Annotated in this window: 18 protein-coding genes and 2 tRNA genes; 9 read left to right on the top strand and 11 right to left on the bottom strand. The window is 63.4% G+C overall.

Annotated elements, in window-relative coordinates; translation table 11 throughout:
- The first annotated feature begins 10 nt into the window (after positions 1–10).
- Positions 11–1,591 carry a hypothetical protein gene (locus VI26_RS00955; protein ID WP_048407854.1) on the top strand — a complete coding sequence of 527 codons (1,581 nt, stop codon included), beginning with the start codon at positions 11–13 and terminating at the stop codon, positions 1,589–1,591.
- Here the strand turns inward: VI26_RS00955 and VI26_RS00950 are convergent.
- From VI26_RS00950 to VI26_RS00900, 11 genes are all read right to left on the bottom strand, one after another.
- Positions 1,588–1,887: a putative quinol monooxygenase gene (locus VI26_RS00950; RefSeq protein WP_048407853.1), complete on the bottom strand. Its 300-nt coding sequence runs from the start codon at positions 1,885–1,887 to the stop codon at positions 1,588–1,590. The genes VI26_RS00955 and VI26_RS00950 overlap by 4 nt on opposite strands.
- A 246-nt stretch (positions 1,888–2,133) precedes the next feature.
- A tRNA-Pro gene (locus tag VI26_RS00945) sits at positions 2,134–2,210 on the bottom strand.
- Between the two features lie 30 nt (positions 2,211–2,240).
- Positions 2,241–2,594: a MerR family transcriptional regulator gene (locus tag VI26_RS00940; protein WP_019103244.1), complete on the bottom strand. Its 354-nt coding sequence runs from the start codon at positions 2,592–2,594 to the stop codon at positions 2,241–2,243.
- Positions 2,575–2,877, bottom strand: coding sequence for an integration host factor subunit alpha (locus VI26_RS00935; RefSeq protein ID WP_048407852.1), 303 nt, complete (start codon positions 2,875–2,877; stop codon positions 2,575–2,577). Before VI26_RS00935 ends, VI26_RS00940 begins: the two co-directional genes overlap by 20 nt.
- Positions 2,878–2,948: 71 nt before the next feature.
- Positions 2,949–5,306, bottom strand: coding sequence for a phenylalanine--tRNA ligase subunit beta (gene pheT, locus VI26_RS00930; RefSeq protein WP_048407851.1), 2,358 nt, complete (start codon positions 5,304–5,306; stop codon positions 2,949–2,951).
- 21 nt (positions 5,307–5,327) lie between these two features.
- Positions 5,328–6,311: a phenylalanine--tRNA ligase subunit alpha gene (pheS, locus tag VI26_RS00925; protein WP_048407850.1), complete on the bottom strand. Its 984-nt coding sequence runs from the start codon at positions 6,309–6,311 to the stop codon at positions 5,328–5,330.
- Positions 6,312–6,465: 154 nt separating this feature from the next.
- On the bottom strand, positions 6,466–6,825 hold the full coding sequence (gene rplT / locus VI26_RS00920) for a 50S ribosomal protein L20 (RefSeq protein ID WP_019103240.1): 360 nt from the start codon (positions 6,823–6,825) through the stop codon (positions 6,466–6,468).
- Positions 6,826–6,838: 13 nt separating this feature from the next.
- A complete protein-coding gene (rpmI, locus tag VI26_RS00915) occupies positions 6,839–7,036 on the bottom strand; it encodes a 50S ribosomal protein L35 (RefSeq protein ID WP_048407849.1) in 198 nt (65 codons plus the stop codon).
- 166 nt (positions 7,037–7,202) lie between these two features.
- Positions 7,203–7,727 carry a translation initiation factor IF-3 gene (infC, locus tag VI26_RS00910; protein WP_081556240.1) on the bottom strand — a complete coding sequence of 175 codons (525 nt, stop codon included), beginning with the start codon at positions 7,725–7,727 and terminating at the stop codon, positions 7,203–7,205.
- A 41-nt stretch (positions 7,728–7,768) separates the two neighbouring features.
- Positions 7,769–9,670 carry a threonine--tRNA ligase gene (gene thrS / locus VI26_RS00905; RefSeq protein ID WP_048407848.1) on the bottom strand — a complete coding sequence of 634 codons (1,902 nt, stop codon included), beginning with the start codon at positions 9,668–9,670 and terminating at the stop codon, positions 7,769–7,771.
- Positions 9,671–9,845: 175 nt separating this feature from the next.
- Positions 9,846–9,922, bottom strand: a tRNA-Val gene (locus VI26_RS00900).
- A 160-nt stretch (positions 9,923–10,082) separates the two neighbouring features.
- Between VI26_RS00900 and tgt the strand changes: the two genes are divergently transcribed.
- The 8 genes from tgt (at position 10,083) to VI26_RS00860 (ending at position 21,056) form a co-directional block, all read left to right on the top strand.
- Positions 10,083–11,198, top strand: a complete 1,116-nt coding sequence (gene tgt, locus VI26_RS00895) for a tRNA guanosine(34) transglycosylase Tgt (RefSeq protein ID WP_048407847.1) — start codon at positions 10,083–10,085, stop codon at positions 11,196–11,198.
- A 129-nt stretch (positions 11,199–11,327) separates the two neighbouring features.
- Positions 11,328–11,654: a preprotein translocase subunit YajC gene (gene yajC / locus VI26_RS00890; protein ID WP_043633815.1), complete on the top strand. Its 327-nt coding sequence runs from the start codon at positions 11,328–11,330 to the stop codon at positions 11,652–11,654.
- A 68-nt stretch (positions 11,655–11,722) separates the two neighbouring features.
- Positions 11,723–13,570 (top strand): protein translocase subunit SecD, encoded by a 1,848-nt coding sequence (gene secD / locus VI26_RS00885; protein ID WP_048407846.1) that lies wholly within the window; start codon positions 11,723–11,725, stop codon positions 13,568–13,570.
- 9 nt (positions 13,571–13,579) lie between these two features.
- Entirely contained in the window at positions 13,580–14,515 is a 936-nt protein-coding gene (secF, locus tag VI26_RS00880; protein ID WP_048407845.1) for a protein translocase subunit SecF, read from the top strand.
- An 81-nt stretch (positions 14,516–14,596) separates the two neighbouring features.
- Entirely contained in the window at positions 14,597–15,241 is a 645-nt protein-coding gene (locus VI26_RS00875) for a DedA family protein (protein ID WP_039756039.1), read from the top strand.
- Positions 15,242–15,451: 210 nt separating this feature from the next.
- Positions 15,452–17,353, top strand: a complete 1,902-nt coding sequence (gene mutL / locus VI26_RS00870; RefSeq protein WP_048407844.1) for a DNA mismatch repair endonuclease MutL — start codon at positions 15,452–15,454, stop codon at positions 17,351–17,353.
- A gap of 3 nt (positions 17,354–17,356) precedes the next feature.
- Positions 17,357–18,178, top strand: coding sequence for an MBL fold metallo-hydrolase (locus VI26_RS00865; protein WP_048407843.1), 822 nt, complete (start codon positions 17,357–17,359; stop codon positions 18,176–18,178).
- Positions 18,179–18,674: 496 nt separating this feature from the next.
- Positions 18,675–21,056: a glycosyl hydrolase family 18 protein gene (locus VI26_RS00860; RefSeq protein ID WP_048407842.1), complete on the top strand. Its 2,382-nt coding sequence runs from the start codon at positions 18,675–18,677 to the stop codon at positions 21,054–21,056.
- The last annotated feature ends 5 nt before the right edge of the window (positions 21,057–21,061 follow it).

The following is a 21,061-nucleotide window of genomic DNA, read 5'->3' as shown; positions in this document are numbered from 1 at the left end:
GCCAGCCCTCATGAGCGAAGCGCCCACCCACATCGACGTCGAGCTGTCTTCGCCCTGCCGCGTGAACGGCCAGCCGGCCCGCGCGCAGTCCGTGTGGCTGCTGGCCCGGCTCTGGCACGCTCACCGCCATGGCGACGGCACGCTGCCGGCGGCGGCGCTGCGGCTCGGCTTCCCCGGCCAAGACAATATCCGCATGCTGGTTTCACGCGCCTTCGCCGATTTCGCGCGCTGGGGCGTGGAAGTGGGCTGGGGCGCCGCGCGCGAGCAGCCCATCGCCACGCTGGCGCGGAACGGACGCAGCCGCGGCCCGTTCTGGCTGAGCGCCGACGGCGCGCGACGGCTGCGCCTGCTGGCCGAGGGCGCGGAGGTGGAGCGCGACTGGCTGGAACACTTCCTTGGCCTGCGCCGGCCGTCGGCTACCGGCGCCGATCAGCCCGGCGGCTGGTCTCATCTGATGCGGGACATGGGTTTCTGGCAACAGATGGCGCAGGCGATCCGCGATGAGCATGATGGCTTCGGCCGCCGCCCCAGCCGCCAGGTGGCGGAGTCCTTCCATGCGGCACGGCTCTGCGCCGGCGACGATTTCCAGCAGGCGTTGGCCCTGATGAAGGAAAGCCTGGCCTGGCGCCGCAGCGCGCAACTGGAAGGCAGCCGCAGCGCGCTGAAACGGCTGGACCGCATCCTGGACGCCGGCAGCGTTCACAGCGCCCAGCCCACCTTCGCCGCGATGGCCTGCATCGTCAAGGCCTGGGAACGCTATACCCAGGGCGATACCAGCGCCGCGCGCGCCGCGCTGGAGCATTTGCAGACCGCGCCGGAATTGCAGCCGGTGTTCCGTTACAACCCGCGCGTGCGTTTCGAATGTCTGAACCTGCTGGCACTGCTGCACAAGCATGCCGCTACCGGCAAAGCCGAACCGGCCTACCGTCAGGGCGAGGCCGCAGCCGCGCTGCGGGCGTTGAACGGCGCGCTGGAAGCGGCCTACGAGGCGGACTCCATCGACGCCGCCCAACACGTCGCCGCCAATATCGGCTGGTGCATGTGGCTGTTCTGGCAACAGCGGCTGATAGACCCGGAACGGGAGCAGGCGATAAACGCGGTGCAACTGCAGGCAATGCGCTGGCTGGGATTGTCGGAGTGGATTTGCGACCGCTTCGGCTATGGCAGCGGCTCGGCCTGGAATCTGATCTTCATGCTGCGCATCGCGCGCGGCAACTGCTCGCCGCAGCGCTCGCGCAGCCTGGCAAGCTTCCGCGCCCAACAGCCGCTGGCGCTGCCCGAAGTGGTGCTGGCCTTGCGCCCCTTGCACGCCTCGCTATCGCCAGCCAAGGGCTTCAGCCGCTGGTCCTCGGCGGCGACCTTGGCGCTGGAGGAGCAGGCGGCCGGCAATACCGCCTTCACACCCTTGCAGCAGGCCAATCTATTGCTGGAGGCCGCCTGGTTCCTGCTGCACGAACAAGGCGCCGGCCCGGAGGCCGCCGACGCGCTCGCTCGTCTGCAGGCGCAACTGCCCTCCTTGCGCCGCGGCGAGCGCAGCTTTTTCAACAGCGAATTGCAGAACTTGCCGATTGAGGCGCCGAGCGCCGGCTAGGCCGGATTCAGCACATGCACGGCCAGGCTGGCCACCATGCCCTCGGTCGCGGCGATGAAGGCGAGCAGCGGCGGCGCGGCTAGATGTTGGTCCAGCGCCGCCTTGCTTTCCCACTTTTCAAGCACCACCAGGCTGTCCGCGCCGAAAGGCCGCGGCGAATCCTCATGATCCAGGGCCGGGCCGTATTCGATGCAGCCCTCCTCCAGGCGCACCTCAGGCACGATGGCATTCAACTCGCGCAATACCGCGGCGCGCTGGCCCGGCTGGGCGGTGATCACGGCAACAACATGCAGCATGGCATCCTCTCTGTCGAACTTACGCCGCGCGCGACGCGCACGCGGCTAGATTACGGCAAGCGACAAGGAAAATGGTTCGCGGCGGCGGATAGACAAGCGAATGAACGGGCCAAAAGAAAGTGAGGACGGACTTAAGGAGGCGGGGTGATTGAAGGGGAATCCCCGCAAAAGTCCCGCAAGACCGATGAAAATAAAAAAAGCCCTGCAAATGCAGAGCTTTAAATATTTGATTCTATTGGAATTCTTTGGTCGGGGCGAGAAGATTCGAACTTCCGACCCCCTGCACCCCATGCAGGTGCGCTACCAGGCTGCGCTACGCCCCGACTCGAGAGAAACGTATTCTAAACTGCTTTTTAATTTTTGCCAAGCCCTGAATCAAGCCATTCCAAAATTGCCTCCAGCTCGGTCCTAACCTCCTGGGCCGTTGCCGGACGCACTTCCTGACCGTCTGCGCCCAGGCGCTGGCGTGCGCCGTGGATGGTAAAACCATCGTCATATAACAGCCCGCGAATACGCCTGACCAATAAAACCTCATGGTGCTGGTAGTAGCGGCGGTTGCCACGGCGCTTCACCTGGCGCAGCTGGGAGAATTCCTGCTCCCAATAGCGCAGCACATGCGGCTTGACGCCGGTGAGCTCGCTGACTTCGCTGATGGTGAAATAACGCTTGGACGGTATCGACGGCAGATCAGCCTTGCTTGTTGGCATGGAATTGCTCGACCATTCCCTTGAGTTTCTGACTAGCATGGAACGTTACCACACGGCGCGCGGTGATGGGAATCTCTTCCCCGGTCTTGGGATTGCGGCCCGGGCGCTGCGGCTTGTCGCGCAATTGGAAATTGCCGAAACCGGACAGCTTGACGGAATCGCCGGATTCCAGCGCCAGACGGATTTCCTCAAAAAACGATTCAACCATGTCCTTGGCTTCCCGCTTGTTCAGACCCACTTGGTCAAACAGCATGTCGGCCAACTCAGCCTTGGTCAAAGTCATGTCACCCTCTCACACATCAATATTCTAATCATTGCAGAGCCCGCCGCAAGCGCCGGGCTCCATGCTCAAACTCAGCGCAGCTGAGCGCCCAACTCGGCGGCGGCGCCGTCAAGCAAGGCGCTTAGCGCCGGCTCCACGTCTTCGTCGGTCAGAGTGCGGCTATTGTCCTGCAACAGCACGCGGAAGGCCAGACTCTTCTTGCCTTCCGCCACGCCTTTGCCGCGATAAACGTCGAACAAGGCCACTTCGCTGACGATGGCGCCGCTGTGCTTGGCGAAGCAGGCCAGTAACTGGGCGGTTTCCACCGCCTCGTCCACCACCAGCGCCAGATCGCGGCGCACCGCCTGGAACTTGCTGACCGGCTGCGCCTTGATGGGCTGCCGCGCCTCCACCACGGCCAGGTCCAGCTCGAACAACACCGGCGCGCTGGGCAGATCGTATTGCTGCGCCCACTTGGGATGCAGTTCACCGATCACGCCCACCACCAGGCCGTTCACCAGCACTTCGGCGCAACGCCCCGGATGGAAGGCCGGATGTTCGGCCTTGCGGAAGCTGGCCTGCTGCGGATGCAGCAGCGCCTCGACATCGGCCTTGGCATCGAAGAAATCGACGCGCTCGGCCTTGACGCCCCATTGCTCCGGCAGGCGCGGCCCCCAGGCCAGGCCGGCCACTTTTTCCGGCTGATCGAACCAGTCGGCGGATTTCTTGAACACGCGCGCCACTTCGAATACCCGCACGCGCGGCTGCTTGCGGTTGATATTGCCCACCAGCACGTCGACCAAGCCGCCGATCAGCGTGGAGCGCATCACGCTCATCTGCGAGGCGATCGGGTTGATCAGGCGCACCGGCTGCTCATTGGCGGCGAAATCGCGTTCCCAGGCCTCGTCCACGAAAGCATAGCTGACGATTTCCTGATAATCGCGGGCCGCCAGCAGATGACGGATCTGATCGCGCGGACGCAGTTCTTCGCGCTGCGCCAACATGCGCATGCCGGAACGCGGCGCGTCGGACGGAATCGCGTCGTAACCATAAACTCGTGCCACTTCCTCGATCAAGTCCTCCTCGATCGCGATATCGAAGCGGAAGGACGGCGCCGCCACGGTGAAGACATCGCCGTCCAGGCTGTGCGTCAGACCCAGACGGCTCAGGATGTCGCCGATCTGTTCGCTGCTCAGCGTCACGCCCAGCAGCTTGGCGCAACGCGACACACGCAGCTTGACTTCGCCGCGCCGCGGCAGTTCCGCCGTTTCCTCGACGATAGGACCGGGCTGACCGCCGCAGATCTCCAGCACCAGACCGGTTGCGCGCTCCATCGCTTCGCGCTGTAGCTGGAAGTCCACGCCGCGCTCGTAGCGGAAGGAGGAATCCGAACCAAAGCCGAATTCGCGCGCCTTGCCGGCAATCGCTTCCGGCGCGAAGAACGCGCTTTCCAGGAAGATATCGCGGCTGGCGACGGTCACGCCGCTATGTTCGCCGCCCATGATGCCGGCCAGCGCCAGCGCCTTGGTCTGATCGGCGATCACCATATGGCCGGCGTTGAGCTTGACGGTTTTTTCGTTCAGGCACAGCAGCTCTTCGCCGTCCTTGGCCATGCGCACGGCGATGCCGCCGTCCAGCTTGGCCAGGTCGAAGGCGTGCATGGGCTGACCTTGTTCCAACAATACGTAATTGGTGATGTCGACCACGGCGGAAATCGAACGCAGGCCGGCGCGCTCCAGGCGGCGGCGCATCCATTCCGGCGTGGCGGCGGCTGCATTGACGCCTTTGACCACGCGGCCGAGGTAGCGGCCGCAGGCCGGCGTGGCCGCTATCGCTACCGCCAGCGCGTCGTCGATCTGCGGCGCGACGGCGGGAATGGCCACCGGCGCGAGCTCGGCGCCGGTCAAGGCCGCCACTTCGCGCGCGATGCCGCGGATGGACAGGCAATCGGCGCGGTTGGGAGTGATCTTCAGCGTGAACAGCTGATCGTCCAGACCCAGGTAGTCGCGGATGCTCTGCCCTACCGGCGCGTCGGCCGGCAGCAGCAGCAGGCCGTCGGCGTCGTCCGGCACGCCCAGTTCCTTGCCGGAACACAGCATGCCGTTGGACTCGACGCCGCGCATCTTGGTCGGCTTGATCTTGAAATCGCCGGGCAGCACCGCGCCGGGCAAGGCGCACGGCACTTTCAGGCCGACGGCGACATTGGGCGCGCCGCAGACGATCTGCACCAGCTCGCCGCTGCCCACGTCCACCTTGGTCACGCGCAGGCGGTCGGCGTTTTCGTGCTTGGCCACTTCCTTGACTTCGGCCACCACCACGCCGCTGAAGGCCGGCGCGGCGGCGTTGACTTCTTCCACTTCCAGGCCCGCCATGGTCAGCAGGTAGGACAGCTCGTCGGTGCTCAGCGACGGATTAACCCAGCTTCTCAGCCATTGTTCGGAAAATTGCATAGTATTCGGCTCCGTACGCGATCAGTTGAACTGTCTCAGGAAGTTGAGGTCGTTCTCGAAGAACAGCCGCAGGTCGTTGACGCCGTAGCGCAGCATGGCGAAACGATCGAGGCCGATGCCGAAGGCGAAGCCGGTGTACTTCTCCGGGTCGATGTTGACATTGCGCAACACATTGGGGTGCACCATGCCGCAGCCGCCCACTTCCAGCCAGCCGCGTTCTCCCAGCACGTCGATTTCCGCCGACGGTTCGGTGAACGGGAAGAAGGACGGACGGAAGCGCACTTGCAGGTCGTCGCGCTCGAAGAAGCGGCGCAGGAAGTCGGTGACCACCGCCTTGAGATCGGCGAAGGACACGCCCTCTTCCACCCACAGGCCTTCCATCTGATGGAACATCGGCGAATGGGTGGCGTCGGAATCGACGCGATATACCCGGCCCGGAGCCACGATCTTGATAGGCGGCTGATTGTCCATCATGAAGCGCGCCTGGATCGGGCTGGTATGGGTGCGCAGCACATCGCCGCCTTCCACGTAGAAGGTGTCGGCCATCGCGCGCGCGGGGTGGTTTTCCGGGATGTTCAGCGCCTGGAAATTGTAGAAATCGGTTTCGATCTCCGGACCGTCCGCCACTTCGAAGCCCATGGTGCGGAACAGGCCGGCGATGCGTTCCAGCGTCAGCGCCACCGGATGCAATCCGCCACCCGCGCTGCCGCGGCCCGGCAGGGTCACGTCCAGCGCCTCGGCGGCCAGTTGCGCTGCCAGCTTGGCGGCGTTCAATTGCTCGAAGCGCTGCTTGTGCGCGGCTTCGAACGCCTGCTTGGCCACATTGATGGTGGCGCCGGCGGCCTTGCGCTCTTCGGCGGGCAGCTTGCCCAGCTGTTTCAGGAGTTCGGTCAACTCGCCGCTCTTGCCCAGATAGCGGGCCTTGACCTGCTCCAGTTCAATGAGATCGGTCACCGCCGCTAGCGCGGCCTGGCCGGATTGGAGAATCGCGTCAACGTTGTTCATCGTGTTCCACACCGTATGCGAAAGAAAGCTGGCCACACGCGCCCAGGGCTCGGACGAGTCTGGCCAACCATCTTGATGGTGAATCATGCCTGCGGCCGGGCCGCATCAAAAAAAAGGGAGGCAAGATTGCCTCCCTTTTGATCCGTCCGGGCGATTAAGCAGCGAGGCTTGCTTTCGCCTTTTCGACGATCTGGGCAAAAGCCGGCTTGTCGAACACGGCCAGGTCGGCCAGGACCTTACGGTCGATTTCGATGGAGGCTTTTTTCAGACCATTCATGAATTTGCTGTACGGCAGGCCGTTCTCGCGAGCGGCTGCGTTGATACGAGCGATCCACAGTTGACGGAACTGACGCTTTTTCTGACGACGGTCACGGTAGGCGTATTGACCGGCTTTCATCACCGCCTGTTTGGCGATGCGATAGACGTTCTTCCGGCGGCCGCGATAGCCTTTCGCCAGTGCGAGGATTTTCTTGTGACGAGCACGTGCGGTTACACCGCGTTTTACGCGTGGCATATTTCAGGTCTCCTTAAGCGTAGGGCATCATGGCGCGAACAGAGGCCACATTGGTTGCGTCCACCATGGAGGTGCCGCGCAATTGGCGCTTGCTCTTGGTGGTCTTCTTGGTCAGGATGTGACGCTTGAAGGCGTGTGCACGCTTGAAACCACCACCACCCAGTACTTTGAGACGCTTTTTCGCGCTCGACTTGGTCTTCATTTTCGGCATGGACTGCTCCTGCTGAATTTTGATTAGATTAGACGCGAGGTGGTTGCCAGCCAGGCTGGAAACGCTTCAAAAACCATCGCGTCACGCTTTTGGGCAGATCGTTGCCGACCTACAAAATCAACACGGCAGAGCGAACCCTGCCGTGTCAAGGTGATGATTATACCGATTATTTCTTCTTCGGCGCAATCATCATTACCATCTGGCGGCCTTCAAGCTTGGGAAACTGCTCAACAACCGCAATTTCGGACAAATCGGCTTCGACACGCTTAAGCAACTCCAAACCGATGTTCTGGTGGGCCATCTCACGACCGCGGAAGCGCAGGGTGACCTTGGCCTTGTCGCCGTCAGCCAGGAATCGGGTCAAGTTGCGCAACTTGACGTTGTAGTCGCCGTCGTCGGTACCCGGACGGAACTTGATTTCCTTGATCTGAACCTGTTTCTGCTTCTGCTTGGCTTCGTGACGCTTCTTGGACTGCTCGTACTTGTACTTGCCGTAGTCCATCAGCTTGCACACCGGAGGTTGCGCGGTCGGGGAAATCTCCACCAGATCCACATCGCCCTCTTCGGCAAGAGCCATCGCCTCACGCAGACTGACAACACCAATCTGCTCACCTTCCTTACCTACCAGACGGATTTCACGGGCGGTAATCTCGCCGTTGATCCGTGCTTCGCGTTCCTGAGCTATAGCCAAATCTCCTATTAATCTAAACTCAATGCCTGCCGTCGCCGGAATCAGGCCCCAGGCATCTCAGCCTTGAGGCGCGCAATCAGCGCATCCAGCGTAAGCTGCCCCAGGTCTTCCCCGCGGGAGCGTACAGCAACCAACTCGCCAGCCTTCTCCTTGTCGCCGACGATGATCTGATACGGCAACTTTTGCAGGCTGTGCTCGCGAATTTTATAGCCGATCTTCTCGTTTCTCAAGTCGAGATCAACGCGGAAGCCTTGTTCGCGCAGCTTGGCGGCCACATTGGCCGCGTATTCGGCCTGCGCTTCGGTGATATTCATCACCACCATCTGCACCGGAGCCAGCCACAAGGGGAAGGCGCCGGCGTGGTTTTCGATCAGGATGCCAAGGAAGCGCTCCAGCGAACCCAACGCCGCGCGGTGCAGCATCACCGGCCGTTTGCGGCTATTGTCGTCGGCCACGTATTCGGCGTCCAGACGCTCCGGCAGCATGAAGTCCAGCTGCAGGGTGCCGCACTGCCAGGAGCGGCCCAGCGCGTCCTTGATGTGATACTCGATCTTGGGACCGTAGAACGCGCCCTCGCCCGGCAGTTCTTCCCACTCCACGCCGCAGGCGCGCAGCGCTTCGCGCATGCCTTCCTCGGCCTTGTCCCAGGTCGATTCTTCACCGATGCGTTTTTCCGGGCGCAGCGCCAGCTTGATCGCCACCTTGTCGAAACCGAAGCGCTCGTACACTTCCATCACCAGGCGGTGGAAGTCCTTGGCCTCCTGGTTGATCTGGTCTTCGGTACAGAAGATGTGGCCGTCGTCCTGCACGAAGCCGCGCACGCGCATGATGCCGTGCAGCGCGCCGGACGGTTCGTTGCGATGGCAGGAACCGAATTCGGCATAGCGCAGCGGCAGGTCGCGATAAGAACGCAGGCCGCTGTTGAACACTTGCACATGGCCCGGGCAGTTCATCGGCTTGACCGCGTAGTCGCGCTTTTCCGATTCGGTGATGAACATGTTTTCGCGATAGTTGGCGGCGTGACCGGAGCGCTCCCACAGATGGGCGTCCATCATCATCGGGGTACGGATTTCCTTATAGCCTTCGCGGTTCAGCTTGTCGCGCATGTATTGCTCGACGCTCTGCCACAACTGCCAGCCCTTGGGATGCCAAAACACCATGCCCGGCGCCTCGTCCTGCAGGTGGAACAGATCCAGTTGCACGCCCAGCTTGCGATGATCGCGCTTTTCCGCCTCTTCCAGCATATAGAGATAGGCGTCCAGGTCTTCCTTCTTGGCCCAGGCGGTGCCGTAGACGCGCTGCAGCATTTCATTCTTGCTGTCGCCGCGCCAGTAAGCGCCGGCCACCTTCATTAGCTTGAACACCTTGAGCTTGCCGGTGGACGGCACGTGCGGGCCGCGGCACAGGTCGGTGAATTCGCCTTCGCGGTACAGGCTCAGCACTTCGCCCTGCGGGATGGACTCGATGATCTCGGCCTTATAGGCCTCGCCTATGCTCTTGAAGTAGGCGATGGCCTCGTCGCGCGGCAGCTCGTAACGCTCCACTGGGATGTCTTTCTTCGCCAGCTCGGCCATTTTCTTTTCGATGGCGGCCAGGTCTTCCGGCGTGAACGGGCGCTTATAGGCAAAATCGTAGTAGAAGCCGTTTTCGATTTCCGGCCCGATGGTGACCTGGGCTTCCGGGAACAGCTCCTTCACCGCGTACGCCAGCAAGTGGGCGGTGGAGTGGCGGATGATGGACAGGCCGTCCGCGTCCTTGTCGGTGATGATGGCCAGATCGGCATCGCGAGCGATGGTGTGGGAAGTGTCCACCAAGGCGCCGTCGACGCGACCGGCCAGCGCCGCGCGCGCCAGCCCGGCGCCGATGGACGCAGCCACTTCATGAACCGTCACCGGTTTATCGAACGAACGGATCGAGCCGTCCGGCAAGCGAATGTCTGGCATGTCAACTCCAACAAGGCGAGAGAGAAATTTTTAGAAAGCGAAGGATAAAAAAAAAGTGCGGCCTGAGCCGCACTTTTTTCGCATGGAACAACCCGCAAGGCTCAGCTAGCGTGAGAATTTCGGGTTGTGGTAGTTCGCAAGTTGTACACTTGTAACGCTCCATGCGTTTGAATTTTGGTAGGCACGATTGGACTCGAACCAACGACCCCCACCATGTCAAGGTGGTGCTCTAACCAGCTGAGCTACGTGCCTGTCGTCGAGTTGCGAATACTAAACAAGCCCATCCCTCTTGGCAAGCATTTTTTTCATCCCCGTTACAAGCAAAACCGCGACAAAACCCCAGCCGGCGCGGCTTACGGTATACTAGCCGGCTGATTTTGCTAAACAAACATACCAGAGCAATCCCCGAATCATGCTGAAGTTTACCGTACACAAAACCTCCGGCGGCGCGCGGCGCGGCACGCTGGAGTTGAACCACGGCACCGTGGAGACGCCGGTGTTCCAGCCGGTGGGCACTTACGGCTCGGTCAAGGCGATGAGCCCGGTCGAGCTGAACGACATCGGCGCCCAGATCATTCTGGGCAACACTTTCCACCTGTGGCTGCGCCCGGGCCTGGAAATCGTCGAGCAGTTCGGCGGCCTGCACGAGTTCATCGGCTGGGACAAGCCCATCCTCACCGATTCCGGCGGCTTCCAGGTGTTCAGTCTGTCCGATATGCGCAAGCTGACCGAGGAAGGCTGCACCTTCCAAAGCCCGATCAACGGCGACAAGCTGTTCCTGAGCCCGGAAATCTCGATGCAGATCCAGACCGTGCTCAACTCCGACATCGTGATGCAGCTGGATGAATGCACGCCGGGCCAAGTGGACCACGCCACCGCGCAGAAGTCGCTGCAGATGAGCTTGCGTTGGGCCGAGCGCTCGCGCCGCGCCTTCGACGATCTGAAAAACCCGAACGCGCTGTTCGGCATCGTGCAAGGCAACCTTTATACCGATTTGCGCCAGGAATCGCTGGAAGGGCTGATGCAGGTCGGCTTCGACGGCATCGCCATCGGCGGCCTGTCGGTGGGCGAGCCCAAGCCGGAAATGTACCGGATGCTGACCGAGCTGAAGGACATGCTGCCGGCGGAAAAGCCGCATTATCTGATGGGCGTGGGCACGCCGGAGGACCTGGTGCATGGCGTGGCGAACGGCGTGGACATGTTCGACTGCGTGATGCCGACGCGCAATGCGCGCAACGGCTGGATCTTCACCCAGTGGGGCGACGTCAAGATCAAGAACGCGCGCTACAAGGACGACAAGAAGCCGCTGGACGAAGAGTGCGAATGCTATGCCTGCCGCAACTTCAGCCGCGCCTATCTGCATCATCTGCACCGCGTCGGCGAAATCCTTGGCGCCCGCCTCAACACCATCCACAACCTGCACTATTACCAGGAGTTGATGCGCCAGATGCGCCGCGCCATCGAGGAAGACCGCTTCGAGGACTTCCGCCTGGAGTTCGCCGCCAAGCGCGCCCGCGGCGTCAACTGAGGAACCACCCGCACGGTCGGCCTGTCACAGGCCTGACCGTTGCAAGCATTGGAAAAAGCGGACCAGCATGGCTACAATGGTCCGTTTATTTCGACCAGCCATAACAAATATATCTAAGGGAGTAGTTTGATGTCCTTTATCAGCCCCGCCTTCGCCAACACCGGCGCCGCAGTTGGAGGTTTCGACCTGATGGGTTTCCTGCCCATGATCGCCATCTTCGTGCTGTTCTGGTTCCTGATGGTTCGCCCGCAGCAGAAACGCATGAAAGAGCATCAAAAGATGCTGTCGGAAATCCAGAAGGGCGATGAAGTCGCCACCCAGGGCGGCATCGTCGGCCGCGTGGCCAAGATCGGCGAACAATTCCTGACCCTGGAAATCGCCAACGGCGTCGAAATCACCGTTCAGCGCGGCTCGGTTTCCGCCAAGCTGGAAAAAGGCACGCTGAAGTCGCTGTAAGGATTCAGCCGACGGCCACCGCAGCCCGCTGCCGGTGGCCGGTTCATTTTCTTTTCCCGAACTAAAACATGAACCGCTACCCTCTTTGGAAATACCTCGTCATTGCGGTGGCCCTGATCCTTTCCGCGATCTACACGCTACCCAATTTCTACGGCGAGACTCCCGCGGTCCAGGTCTCCAGCTCGCGCCAATCCATTCCGGTGGACACCGCCGTGATGACGCGCGTGGAAGAGGCGCTGAAGGCGCAGAACATCTCTCCCGACGGCCTGTTCCTGGACGGCACCAGCCTGCGAGTCCGCTTCAAGGACGCCGACACCCAGTTGAAGGCGCGCGACGCCATCCAGCACGCGCTGGGCGATAACTACATCATCGCGCTGAACCTGCTGTCCGCCTCCCCCGCCTGGCTGAGCAGCCTGAAGGCGCATCCGATGTTCCTCGGCCTCGACCTGCGCGGCGGCGTGCACTTCCTGCTGGAAGTGGACATGAAGGCCGCCACCGACAAGACGATGGAACGCTACGCCGGCGACCTGCGCCGCGAGTTGAAGAACAAGAAAGTCCGCTATGGCGCGATCAAGCGCAACGGCAATGCGCTGGAAGTGCAGCTGCGCGACGCCGACACGCTGAAATCCGCTCAGGACGTGGTGTATCGCACCCTGCCCTCGCTCACCGTGAAAAGCGACGACAGCAGCTACCGGCTGACGCTGACCCTGAAACCGGAAGAAATCACCAAAATCCAGAGCGACGCGGTCAAGCAGAACATCACCACGCTGCACAACCGCGTCAACGAGCTGGGCACCTCCGAGCCCATCATCCAGCAGAACGGCCCGAACCGCATCGTGGTGCAGCTGCCCGGCATCCAGGACACCGCCCGCGCCAAGGACATCATCGGCCGCACCGCCACGCTGGAAGTGCGCATGGTGGAAGACGACCCGAGCAAGATGGCCGACGCGATGGCCGGCAATGTGCCGGCCGGCTACGAGTTGCTGGACGAAGCCTCCTCCCGCGGCGTGCAGAAGATCCTGGTGCGCAAGGACGTGGAGCTGACCGGCGACAATATCAACGACGCCCAGGCCGGCTTTGATGAAAACGGCGCGCCCGCCGTCCACATCAATCTGGACTCCGCCGGCGCCTCCATCTTCCGCCAGGTGACCGCCGAGAACATCGGCAAGCGCATGGCGATGGTGCTGGTGGAAAAAGGCCGCGCCGAAGTGGTCACCGCGCCGGTGATCCGCTCCGAAATCGGCGGCGGCCGCGTGCAGATCTCCGGCAGCATGAACCCGGCCGAAGCCAACGACACCGCGCTGCTGTTGCGCGCCGGCTCGCTGGCCGCGCCGATGAACATCGTCGAAGAACGTACCGTCGGCCCGAGCCTGGGTCAGGAAAACATCGAGAAAGGCTTCCACTCCACGCTGTGGGGCTTTGCCGCCATCGCCGCGTTCATGATCCTGTACTACGGCGTATTCGGCGTGTTCTCCGCGCTGTCGCTGGCGATCAACGTCTTCCTGCTGCTGGCGCTGCTGTCGATGATTCAGGCCACGCTGACCCTGCCCGGCATCGCCGCCATCGCGCTGGCGCTGGGCATGGCCATCGACGCCAACGTGCTGATCAACGAACGCATCCGCGAGGAACTGCGCAACGGCGTGCCGCCGCATTCGGCGATCCAGGCCGGTTACAGCCATGCCTGGCACACCATCCTGGACTCCAACGTCACCACGCTGATCGCCGGCCTCGCGCTGCTGATCTTCGGTTCCGGCCCGGTGCGCGGCTTCGCCGTGGTGCACTGCCTGGGCATCCTGACCTCGATGTTCTCCGCGGTGGTGGTTTCCCGCGGCCTGGTCAACCTGTGGTACGGCCGCCGCCGCAAACTGACCACGCTGGCCATCGGCCAGGTGTGGAAACCGGAAAACAAAGGATAAGGACCGGACATGGAGCTTTTCCGCATCAAACGGGACATCCCGTTCATGAGCTACGGCCGGCTCACCACCGCCATTTCGCTGGTGACCTTCATCCTGGCCGTGTTCTTCCTGGCCACCCGCGGCCTGAACTATAGCGTCGAGTTCACCGGCGGCACCGTGCTGGAAGTCCAGTACCAGCAGTCCGCCGACTTGAGCGCCATCCGCGACAAGGTGGACGCGCTGAAGCTGGGCGAATCCACGGTGCAGAGCCTGGGCAGCAGCCGCGACGTGATGATACGCCTGCCCAACAAGCCGGGCGTGACCTCCGCCCAGCTGTCGGACAAGGTCATGGGCATGCTCAAGGCCGGCGATCCGCAAGTGCAGCTGCGCAAGGTCGACTTCGTCGGTCCCAGCGTGGGCGAGGAATTGGTGACCCACGGCCTGACCGCCACCATCCTGGTGTGCCTGGGCATCATGATCTATCTGGCGGTTCGCTTCGAGTGGCGCTTCGCCATCGCCGCCATCGTCGCCAATATGCACGATGTGGTGATCATCCTGGGCTGCTTCGCCTTCTTCCGCTGGGAGTTTTCGCTGACCGTGCTGGCCGGCATCCTGGCGGTGCTGGGCTACTCGGTGAACGAATCGGTGGTGGTATTCGACCGGATTCGCGAGAACTTCCGCAAGCCGGGCATGAAGGGCCACAGCGTCGCCGAAGTCATCGACAACGCCATCACCGCCACGATGAGCCGCACCATCATCACCCACTTCTCCACCGAGATGATGGTGGTGTCGATGCTGCTGTTCGGCGGCCCGGCGCTGCACGGCTTCGCGATGGCGCTGACCATAGGCATCGTGTTCGGCATTTACTCCTCGGTGCTGGTCGCCAGCCCGATCGCCCTGTGGCTGGGCGTGAAGCGCGAACATATGATCAAGCCGGTGAAACCAAAAGAAGAAGCGGTCGTCTGATCACTTCTCCAAACGCTGGCCGGCTTGTCCGGCCAGTACTACTTTCAACCCAAGCACCCCCAGACCGAGCGCAACGACACCATGGAAGCCATCACTTTCCTGATCGACTTCATCCTGCACATCGACACCCATCTGTCCCAGCTGGTGGCCGCCTACGGCCCCTGGATCTACGCCATCCTGTTCCTGATCGTGTTCTGCGAAACCGGACTGGTGGTCACGCCCTTCCTGCCCGGCGATTCGCTGTTGTTCGTCGCCGGCGCGCTGGCGGCCATGGGCCAGATGAATCCGCACTTGCTGGTGCTGCTCCTCATCGTCGCCGCCATCCTTGGCGACGCGACCAATTACGCCATCGGCCGCAATGTCGGCATGAAGCTGTTCGAGAAATTCCCCCGCATCCTGAAGCCGCAATACCTGGACCGCACCCACGCCTTCTATGAGCGCCACGGCGGCAAGACCATCATCTTCGCCCGCTTCGTGCCCATCGTGCGCACCTTCGCGCCCTTCGTCGCCGGCATCGGCAAGATGCACTACCCGCAATTCCTGCGCTACAACGTGGTCGGCGCCATCGCCTGGGTGGTCGGCTTCACCTACGCCGGTTATTTCTTCGGCAACCTGCCCTTCGTGCGCAAGAACCTGGAACTGCTGATCTTCGGCATCATCCTGGTCTCCTTCCTGCCGGGACTGATCGAGATCTGGCGCCACAAGCGCGCGGCCGCCCGCGGCTGATCCGTAGTAGAATCGACAAGGCCGCCCAAGACCTGTTCAAAGTCTCGCGAGCTAAGGTGAGACAAGGCGAAAACGGCTGAAGAAGCGGAGTGTACAGACAGTACATAAGCATTCTGAAGACGATTTCAACGCCGTATCGCCGACGCGCAGCAGACATTGACAGGCTCTTCGCGCGGCCTTTTGCTTTGACATCACGCCCCAACGCCGCCCATGACACGCATCCAACGCCTGCCCGACCACCTCGTCAACCAGATCGCCGCCGGCGAAGTGGTGGAACGCCCCGCCTCCGCGCTCAAGGAAATACTGGAAAACAGCCTGGACGCCGGCGCGTCCAAGATCACGGTGGACCTGGCCCAGGGCGGCATCAAGCTGCTGCGCGTCACCGACAACGGCGGCGGCATCGTGGCGGAAGACCTGGCGCTGGCGCTGGACCGCCACGCCACCAGCAAGATCGCCTCGCTGGACGACCTGGAAAACGTCGCCACGCTGGGCTTCCGCGGCGAGGGCCTCGCCAGCATCGCCTCGGTGTCGCGGCTGACCCTGGTCAGCCGGCCGCCGGACGCCGAGCACGCCCATCAAGTCATCGCCATCGACGGCTCGCTGCACCCGGTGGAGCCGGCCGCCCACGCGCCCGGCACCAGCGTCGAAGTGGTGGACATCTATTTCAACACCCCGGCGCGGCGCAAATTCCTGAAAAGCGAGAACACCGAATACGCGCACTGCGAAGCCGTTTTCGAGCGCATCGCGCTCGCGCATCCGCATGTGGAATTCATGTTGCGCCACAACGGCAAGGTGATCTGGCGCCTGCCGGCGCAAAGCCTGGCCGAGCGCGTGGCCGCGATGCTGGGCAAGGACTTCGTCGCCGCCGCCATCGAGATCGACACCGCCGCCGGCCCGCTGACGCTCAGCGGCTTCGTCGCCTCCCCCACGTATTCCAAGGCCAGCCGCGACGCTCAGTACTTCTACGTCAACGGCCGCTTCGTGCGCGACAAGACCGCGCTGCACGCGCTGCGCCAAGCCTATCGCGACGTGCTGCACCACGATCGCCACCCGGCTTACGCGTTGTTCCTGACCATGGAGCCGTCCGGCGTCGACGTCAATGTACACCCGACCAAGATCGAGGTGCGCTTCCGCGAATCGCAGGCCATCCACCAATTCCTGTTCCACAGCGTGCACAAGGCCTTGGCCAGCACCACCGCCGGCGCCGCGCCCACCGTTCAGATCGCCGACGCGGACGGCGAAACGCCGGCCAGCCCGGCGCTGGCCCAGGGCGAATCGGCGCCCTTGTTCGACAAGCCGTTCAACCGCTCCGCCGCGCCCTCCTCCGGCCAGGCCGCGTCCCAGCCCGCCTTCCGCTACCAGCAGCAGGCGATGCCGCTGCACGTGGCCAGGGAGGCCACCGGCATTTACGACAAGCTGTTCGGCGGCCTGCGCGAGGAAGAACGCGCCCAGCCCGCCGCGCCGGCGCCGGTGGAATACAGCCTGCCGCCGCAGCGCGTCGCCGCGCTGCCGCAAAGCGCGGACGGCATTCCGCCGCTGGGCTTCGCGCTGGCGCAGCTGCACGGCGTCTACATCCTCAGCCAGTGCGAAGACGGGCTGATCCTGGTGGACATGCACGCCGCCCATGAACGCATCGTCTACGAGCAACTGAAGACCGCGCTGGAAGCCGACACCATCCCGATGCAGCCCTTGCTGCTGCCAGTGTCCTTCGCCGCCGACCGCATGGAAGTGGCCACCGCCCACGAGCACGGCGAGGACATGAAGCGGCTGGGCATGGAACTGGCGCCGCTGTCCCCCACCCAGATCGCGGTGCGCGGCGTGCCGGTGTGGCTGAAGGACGGCAACCCGGTGGACCTGGCGCGCGCGGTGCTGAAGGATGTGCGCGAGTTCGGCCTCAGCCAGGTGCTGACCGAGCGCCGCAATGAGCTGCTCGCCACCATGGCCTGCCACGGCGCGGTGCGCGCCAACCGCCAGCTGACGCTGCCGGAAATGAACGCGCTGCTGCGCGATATGGAAGCCACCGAGCGCTCCGGCCAGTGCAACCATGGCCGTCCCACCTGGACCCGGTTGTCCATGCGCGAGCTGGACAAGCTGTTCATGCGCGGACAATAAGCGATGCGCGTGACCGTACTGGCGGAAAACCACAGCCTGCGCCCGGACTTGATCGCCGAAGCCGGCCTGGCCTTGCTGATCGAGGACGGCGAAGAACGCATCCTGTTCGATACCGGCCGCAGCGACGCGCTGCTATACAACGCCAGCCGGCTGGGCGTCGACCTCGCCACGCTGAGCCGGGTGGTGCTGTCGCACGGCCATTACGACCACAGCGGCGGCCTGCCGGCCTTAAGCCGACTGCTGCGCGAGCGCGCGGCTGCGCCGCTGCCGCTGCTGGCCCATCCTGGAGCTTTCCGAGCGCGCGAAGCGCGGCTGGGGCCGATCACGCTACGCAAGCTGGGCTCGCCGCTGAACGAAGCCGATCTGCAAGCCAGCTTTAAGCTGCAGCTGCACGCTGGGCCGCACGCCTTCGCCGACCGCTATGTCTTCCTCGGCCAGATTCCGCGGCAACGCCACGCCGAGGGCCGCGGCACCCTGGGCCGGCTGCTGGACGCGCGCGGCCACCGGCCGGACCCGGTGGCCGACGACTCGGCCCTGGTCTACCACAGCGAGCAAGGCCTGATCATCTTCAGCGGCTGCGCCCATTCCGGCATCCGCCACATCGTCGACTACGCGCGCGAAGTTTGCGCCGAGCCGCGCGTCCGCGCGGTGATAGGCGGTTTCCACCTGCGCAGGGCCAATCCGTGGCGCGTCTGGCAGACGCGCCGCTATTTCCAGCGCCTGGACGCCGAACGCCTGCACGCCTGCCACTGCACCGGCTACGCCCGCCACGCGCTGGCCGGCCAGCAAGGCATAGCCGCCGGCAGCCGCTTCAGCTTCGACTAAGAACCTGTTTACGATCCGCTGCGCGTCGTGAAACCTTGCACGGTGAGTACGAGCTCAAAATGCTCATCTACCACCTGTACATTCCACTTTTTCGCTCGTTTTCGCCTTGCCTCGCGCTAGCTCGCGAGACGTTGAACCGATTCTGAGACGCTAAACGCTGACGCGCGCGCCACAATCGCGCGCCAAAGTCATTATTCACATCCCGCCGCAAGCCCTCGTTTGCTGCGCCGCACTAAGGTGGAGCACGATCCAGGCCTCTCGGCCCGTTGCGCCAGTTGCGGCGCGCATTCCAGACATTTCCTCTTCCGACCAAGGCCTCGTCGCTAGCAGAGACCACGACAAACGCACCTGAAAAAAAGAACAGGTGCGTCATTAGCATTTCTGTTCACATGCTTAAGCCCAATACCACTTACATACAACTTTAATACAACTTGAATACAAGTCGGCGCGCCGCGCCGGCCTTCCGCCCCGCCTTTTTCCAAGAAGGAGATGGACAGTGAGCAAAGCCCTACTGCTGCTGAAAACCGGCCTGGCCGGCACCGCCATGGCCGGCGCCGCCTTGCTGGTCGCCCAGCACGCCCCCACCACGGCCAAGGCGTCGGCACCCGCCGCGCGCGACGGCCTGATCAAAACCGCGGCCGCCAGCTGCGCCGATCCGGCCTGGAGCGCCAGCTCGATCTACACCGGCGGCCAGCGCGTCAGCTACCAGGGCCAGATCTGGCAAGCCAAATGGTGGACCCAGGGCAATGCGCCCGCCGCCAACGACGCCAGTCCGTGGAAATTGATAGGCCAGTGCGACGGCGGCGGCGACAACCCGAGCGATCCGCCGCTGGTGCAAGTGCCGCCGCCCACCGGCAACGCGCTGTGCCAGCCGGAAGGCCTGGCGCGCACCGACGGCGTCGACGTGCCCTATTGCGCGGTCTATCAGAAAGGCGGCGCCGAGCAGCTGGCCAATGGCAGCCGCAAGCGGCTGATCGGCTATTTCACCAGCTGGCGCACCGGCAAGAACGGCCAGCCGGCCTATCTCGCCAGCGACATCCCTTGGGGCAAGCTCACCCACATCAACTACGCCTTCGCCCACGTCGACGGCAACAACCGGCTGTCCGTCGGCGAGAACAACCCCGGCAACCCTGCCACCGACATGAGCTGGCCCGGCGTGCCCGGCGCGGAAATGGACGCCAGCCTGCCCTATAAGGGCCATTTCAACCTGCTGACCCAGTACAAGCGCAAATACCCGGGCGTCAAGACCCTGGTCTCGGTGGGCGGCTGGGCCGAAACCGGCGGCTACTTCGACGCCGACGGCAAGCGCGTCAACAGCGGCGGCTTCTACAGCATGACCATCAACGCCGACGGCAGCGTCAACCAGGCCGGCATCAACGCCTTCGCCGATTCCGCCGTCGCCTTCCTGCGCAAATACGGCTTCGACGGCGTGGACATCGACTTCGAGTACCCGACCTCGATGAACGACGCCGGCAATCCGCTGGACTGGACGGTGGCCAACGCCCGCCGCGGCGCGCTGAACAAGGGCTTCAACGTGCTGGCGCAAACGCTGCGCGATCGCCTGGACCGCGCCGCCGCCCAGGACGGCCGCTACTACCAGCTGACCGCCGCGGTGCCGGCCTCCGGCTACCTGCTGCGCGGCATGGAAGCCTTCCGCAGCCTGCGCTACTTCGACTTCGTCAATGTGATGTCCTATGACCTGCACGGCGCCTGGAACGAATTCGTCGGCCCCAACGCCGCGCTCTACGACGACGGCAAGGACGCCGAGTTGGCGCGCTGGAGCGTGTACACCACCGCGCAATACGGCGGCATCGGCTATCTGAACACCGATTGGTCCTATCACTACTACCGCGGCGGCCTGCCGGCGGCGCGCGTCAATATCGGCGTGCCCTACTACACCCGCGGCTGGAAAAACGTCAACGGCGGCAGCAACGGCCTGTGGGGCACTTCGGTGGGCGGCAACTGCCCGACCGGCCTGAAAACCTGCGGCGACGGCGCGGTGGGCATAGACAATCTGTGGCACGACCTGGACGAACAGGGCCGTGAAGTGGGCGCCGGCTCCAACCCGATGTGGCATGCCAAGAACCTGGAGAAGAACCAGGCCGGCAGCTATCTGTCCGCCTATCTGGACCCGAGCAAGCCGGAAAACCAGCTCAACGGCAGCTACCAGCGCTTCTACAACGACACCCTGACCGCGCCGTGGCTGTGGAACGCCGGCAAGAAGGTATTCCTGTCCACCGAGGATGAGCAGTCCATCGCCAAGAAAGCCGCCTGGGTCGACGCCAACAACGTCGGCGGCGTGATGTTCTGGGAACTGGCCGGCGACTACGACTGGAAACAGGACCGCAATGGCGGCAAGGGCGAGTACTTCATCGGCACCACGCTGACCAGCCTGCTGTACAACGCCTTCAGCAAGCCGGCCACAGTCAGCGTCAAGCCCGCCGCCGCCGCTCCGGCCGCCACCGCCGCCATCGACGTAGGCTTCTCGCTGGATGGTTTCGCGCTGGGCGACAGCAATTATCCGATCAACCCCAAGCTGACCATCACCAACCGCTCCGGCAGCAGCCTGCCCGGCGGCACCGAGTTCCAGTTCGACGTACCCACTTCGGCGCCGTCCAACTTCGCCGACCAGTCCGGCTTCGGGCTCAAGGTGATCAGCGTCGGCCATAGCGGCAACAATATCGGCGGCCTGAAGGGCGATGCCCATCGCGTCTCGGTCAAGCTGCCGTCGTGGCAGTCGCTGGCGCCGGGCCAGAGCGTCAGCCTGGCCGTGGTCTACTACCTGCCGATTTCCGGCCCGCGCAATTTCAGCGTGACTTTGGGAGGCAAGACTTACGCCATTCGCGAGGAGGCGCCCTACCTGCCTTACCTACGCTGAGAACC

Origin of the sequence: Chromobacterium sp. LK1 (genome assembly GCF_001043555.1) — a bacterium.
Taxonomy (GTDB): Bacteria; Pseudomonadota; Gammaproteobacteria; order Burkholderiales; family Chromobacteriaceae; genus Chromobacterium; species Chromobacterium aquaticum.
This window is presented reverse-complemented; position numbering and strand designations above follow the sequence as displayed.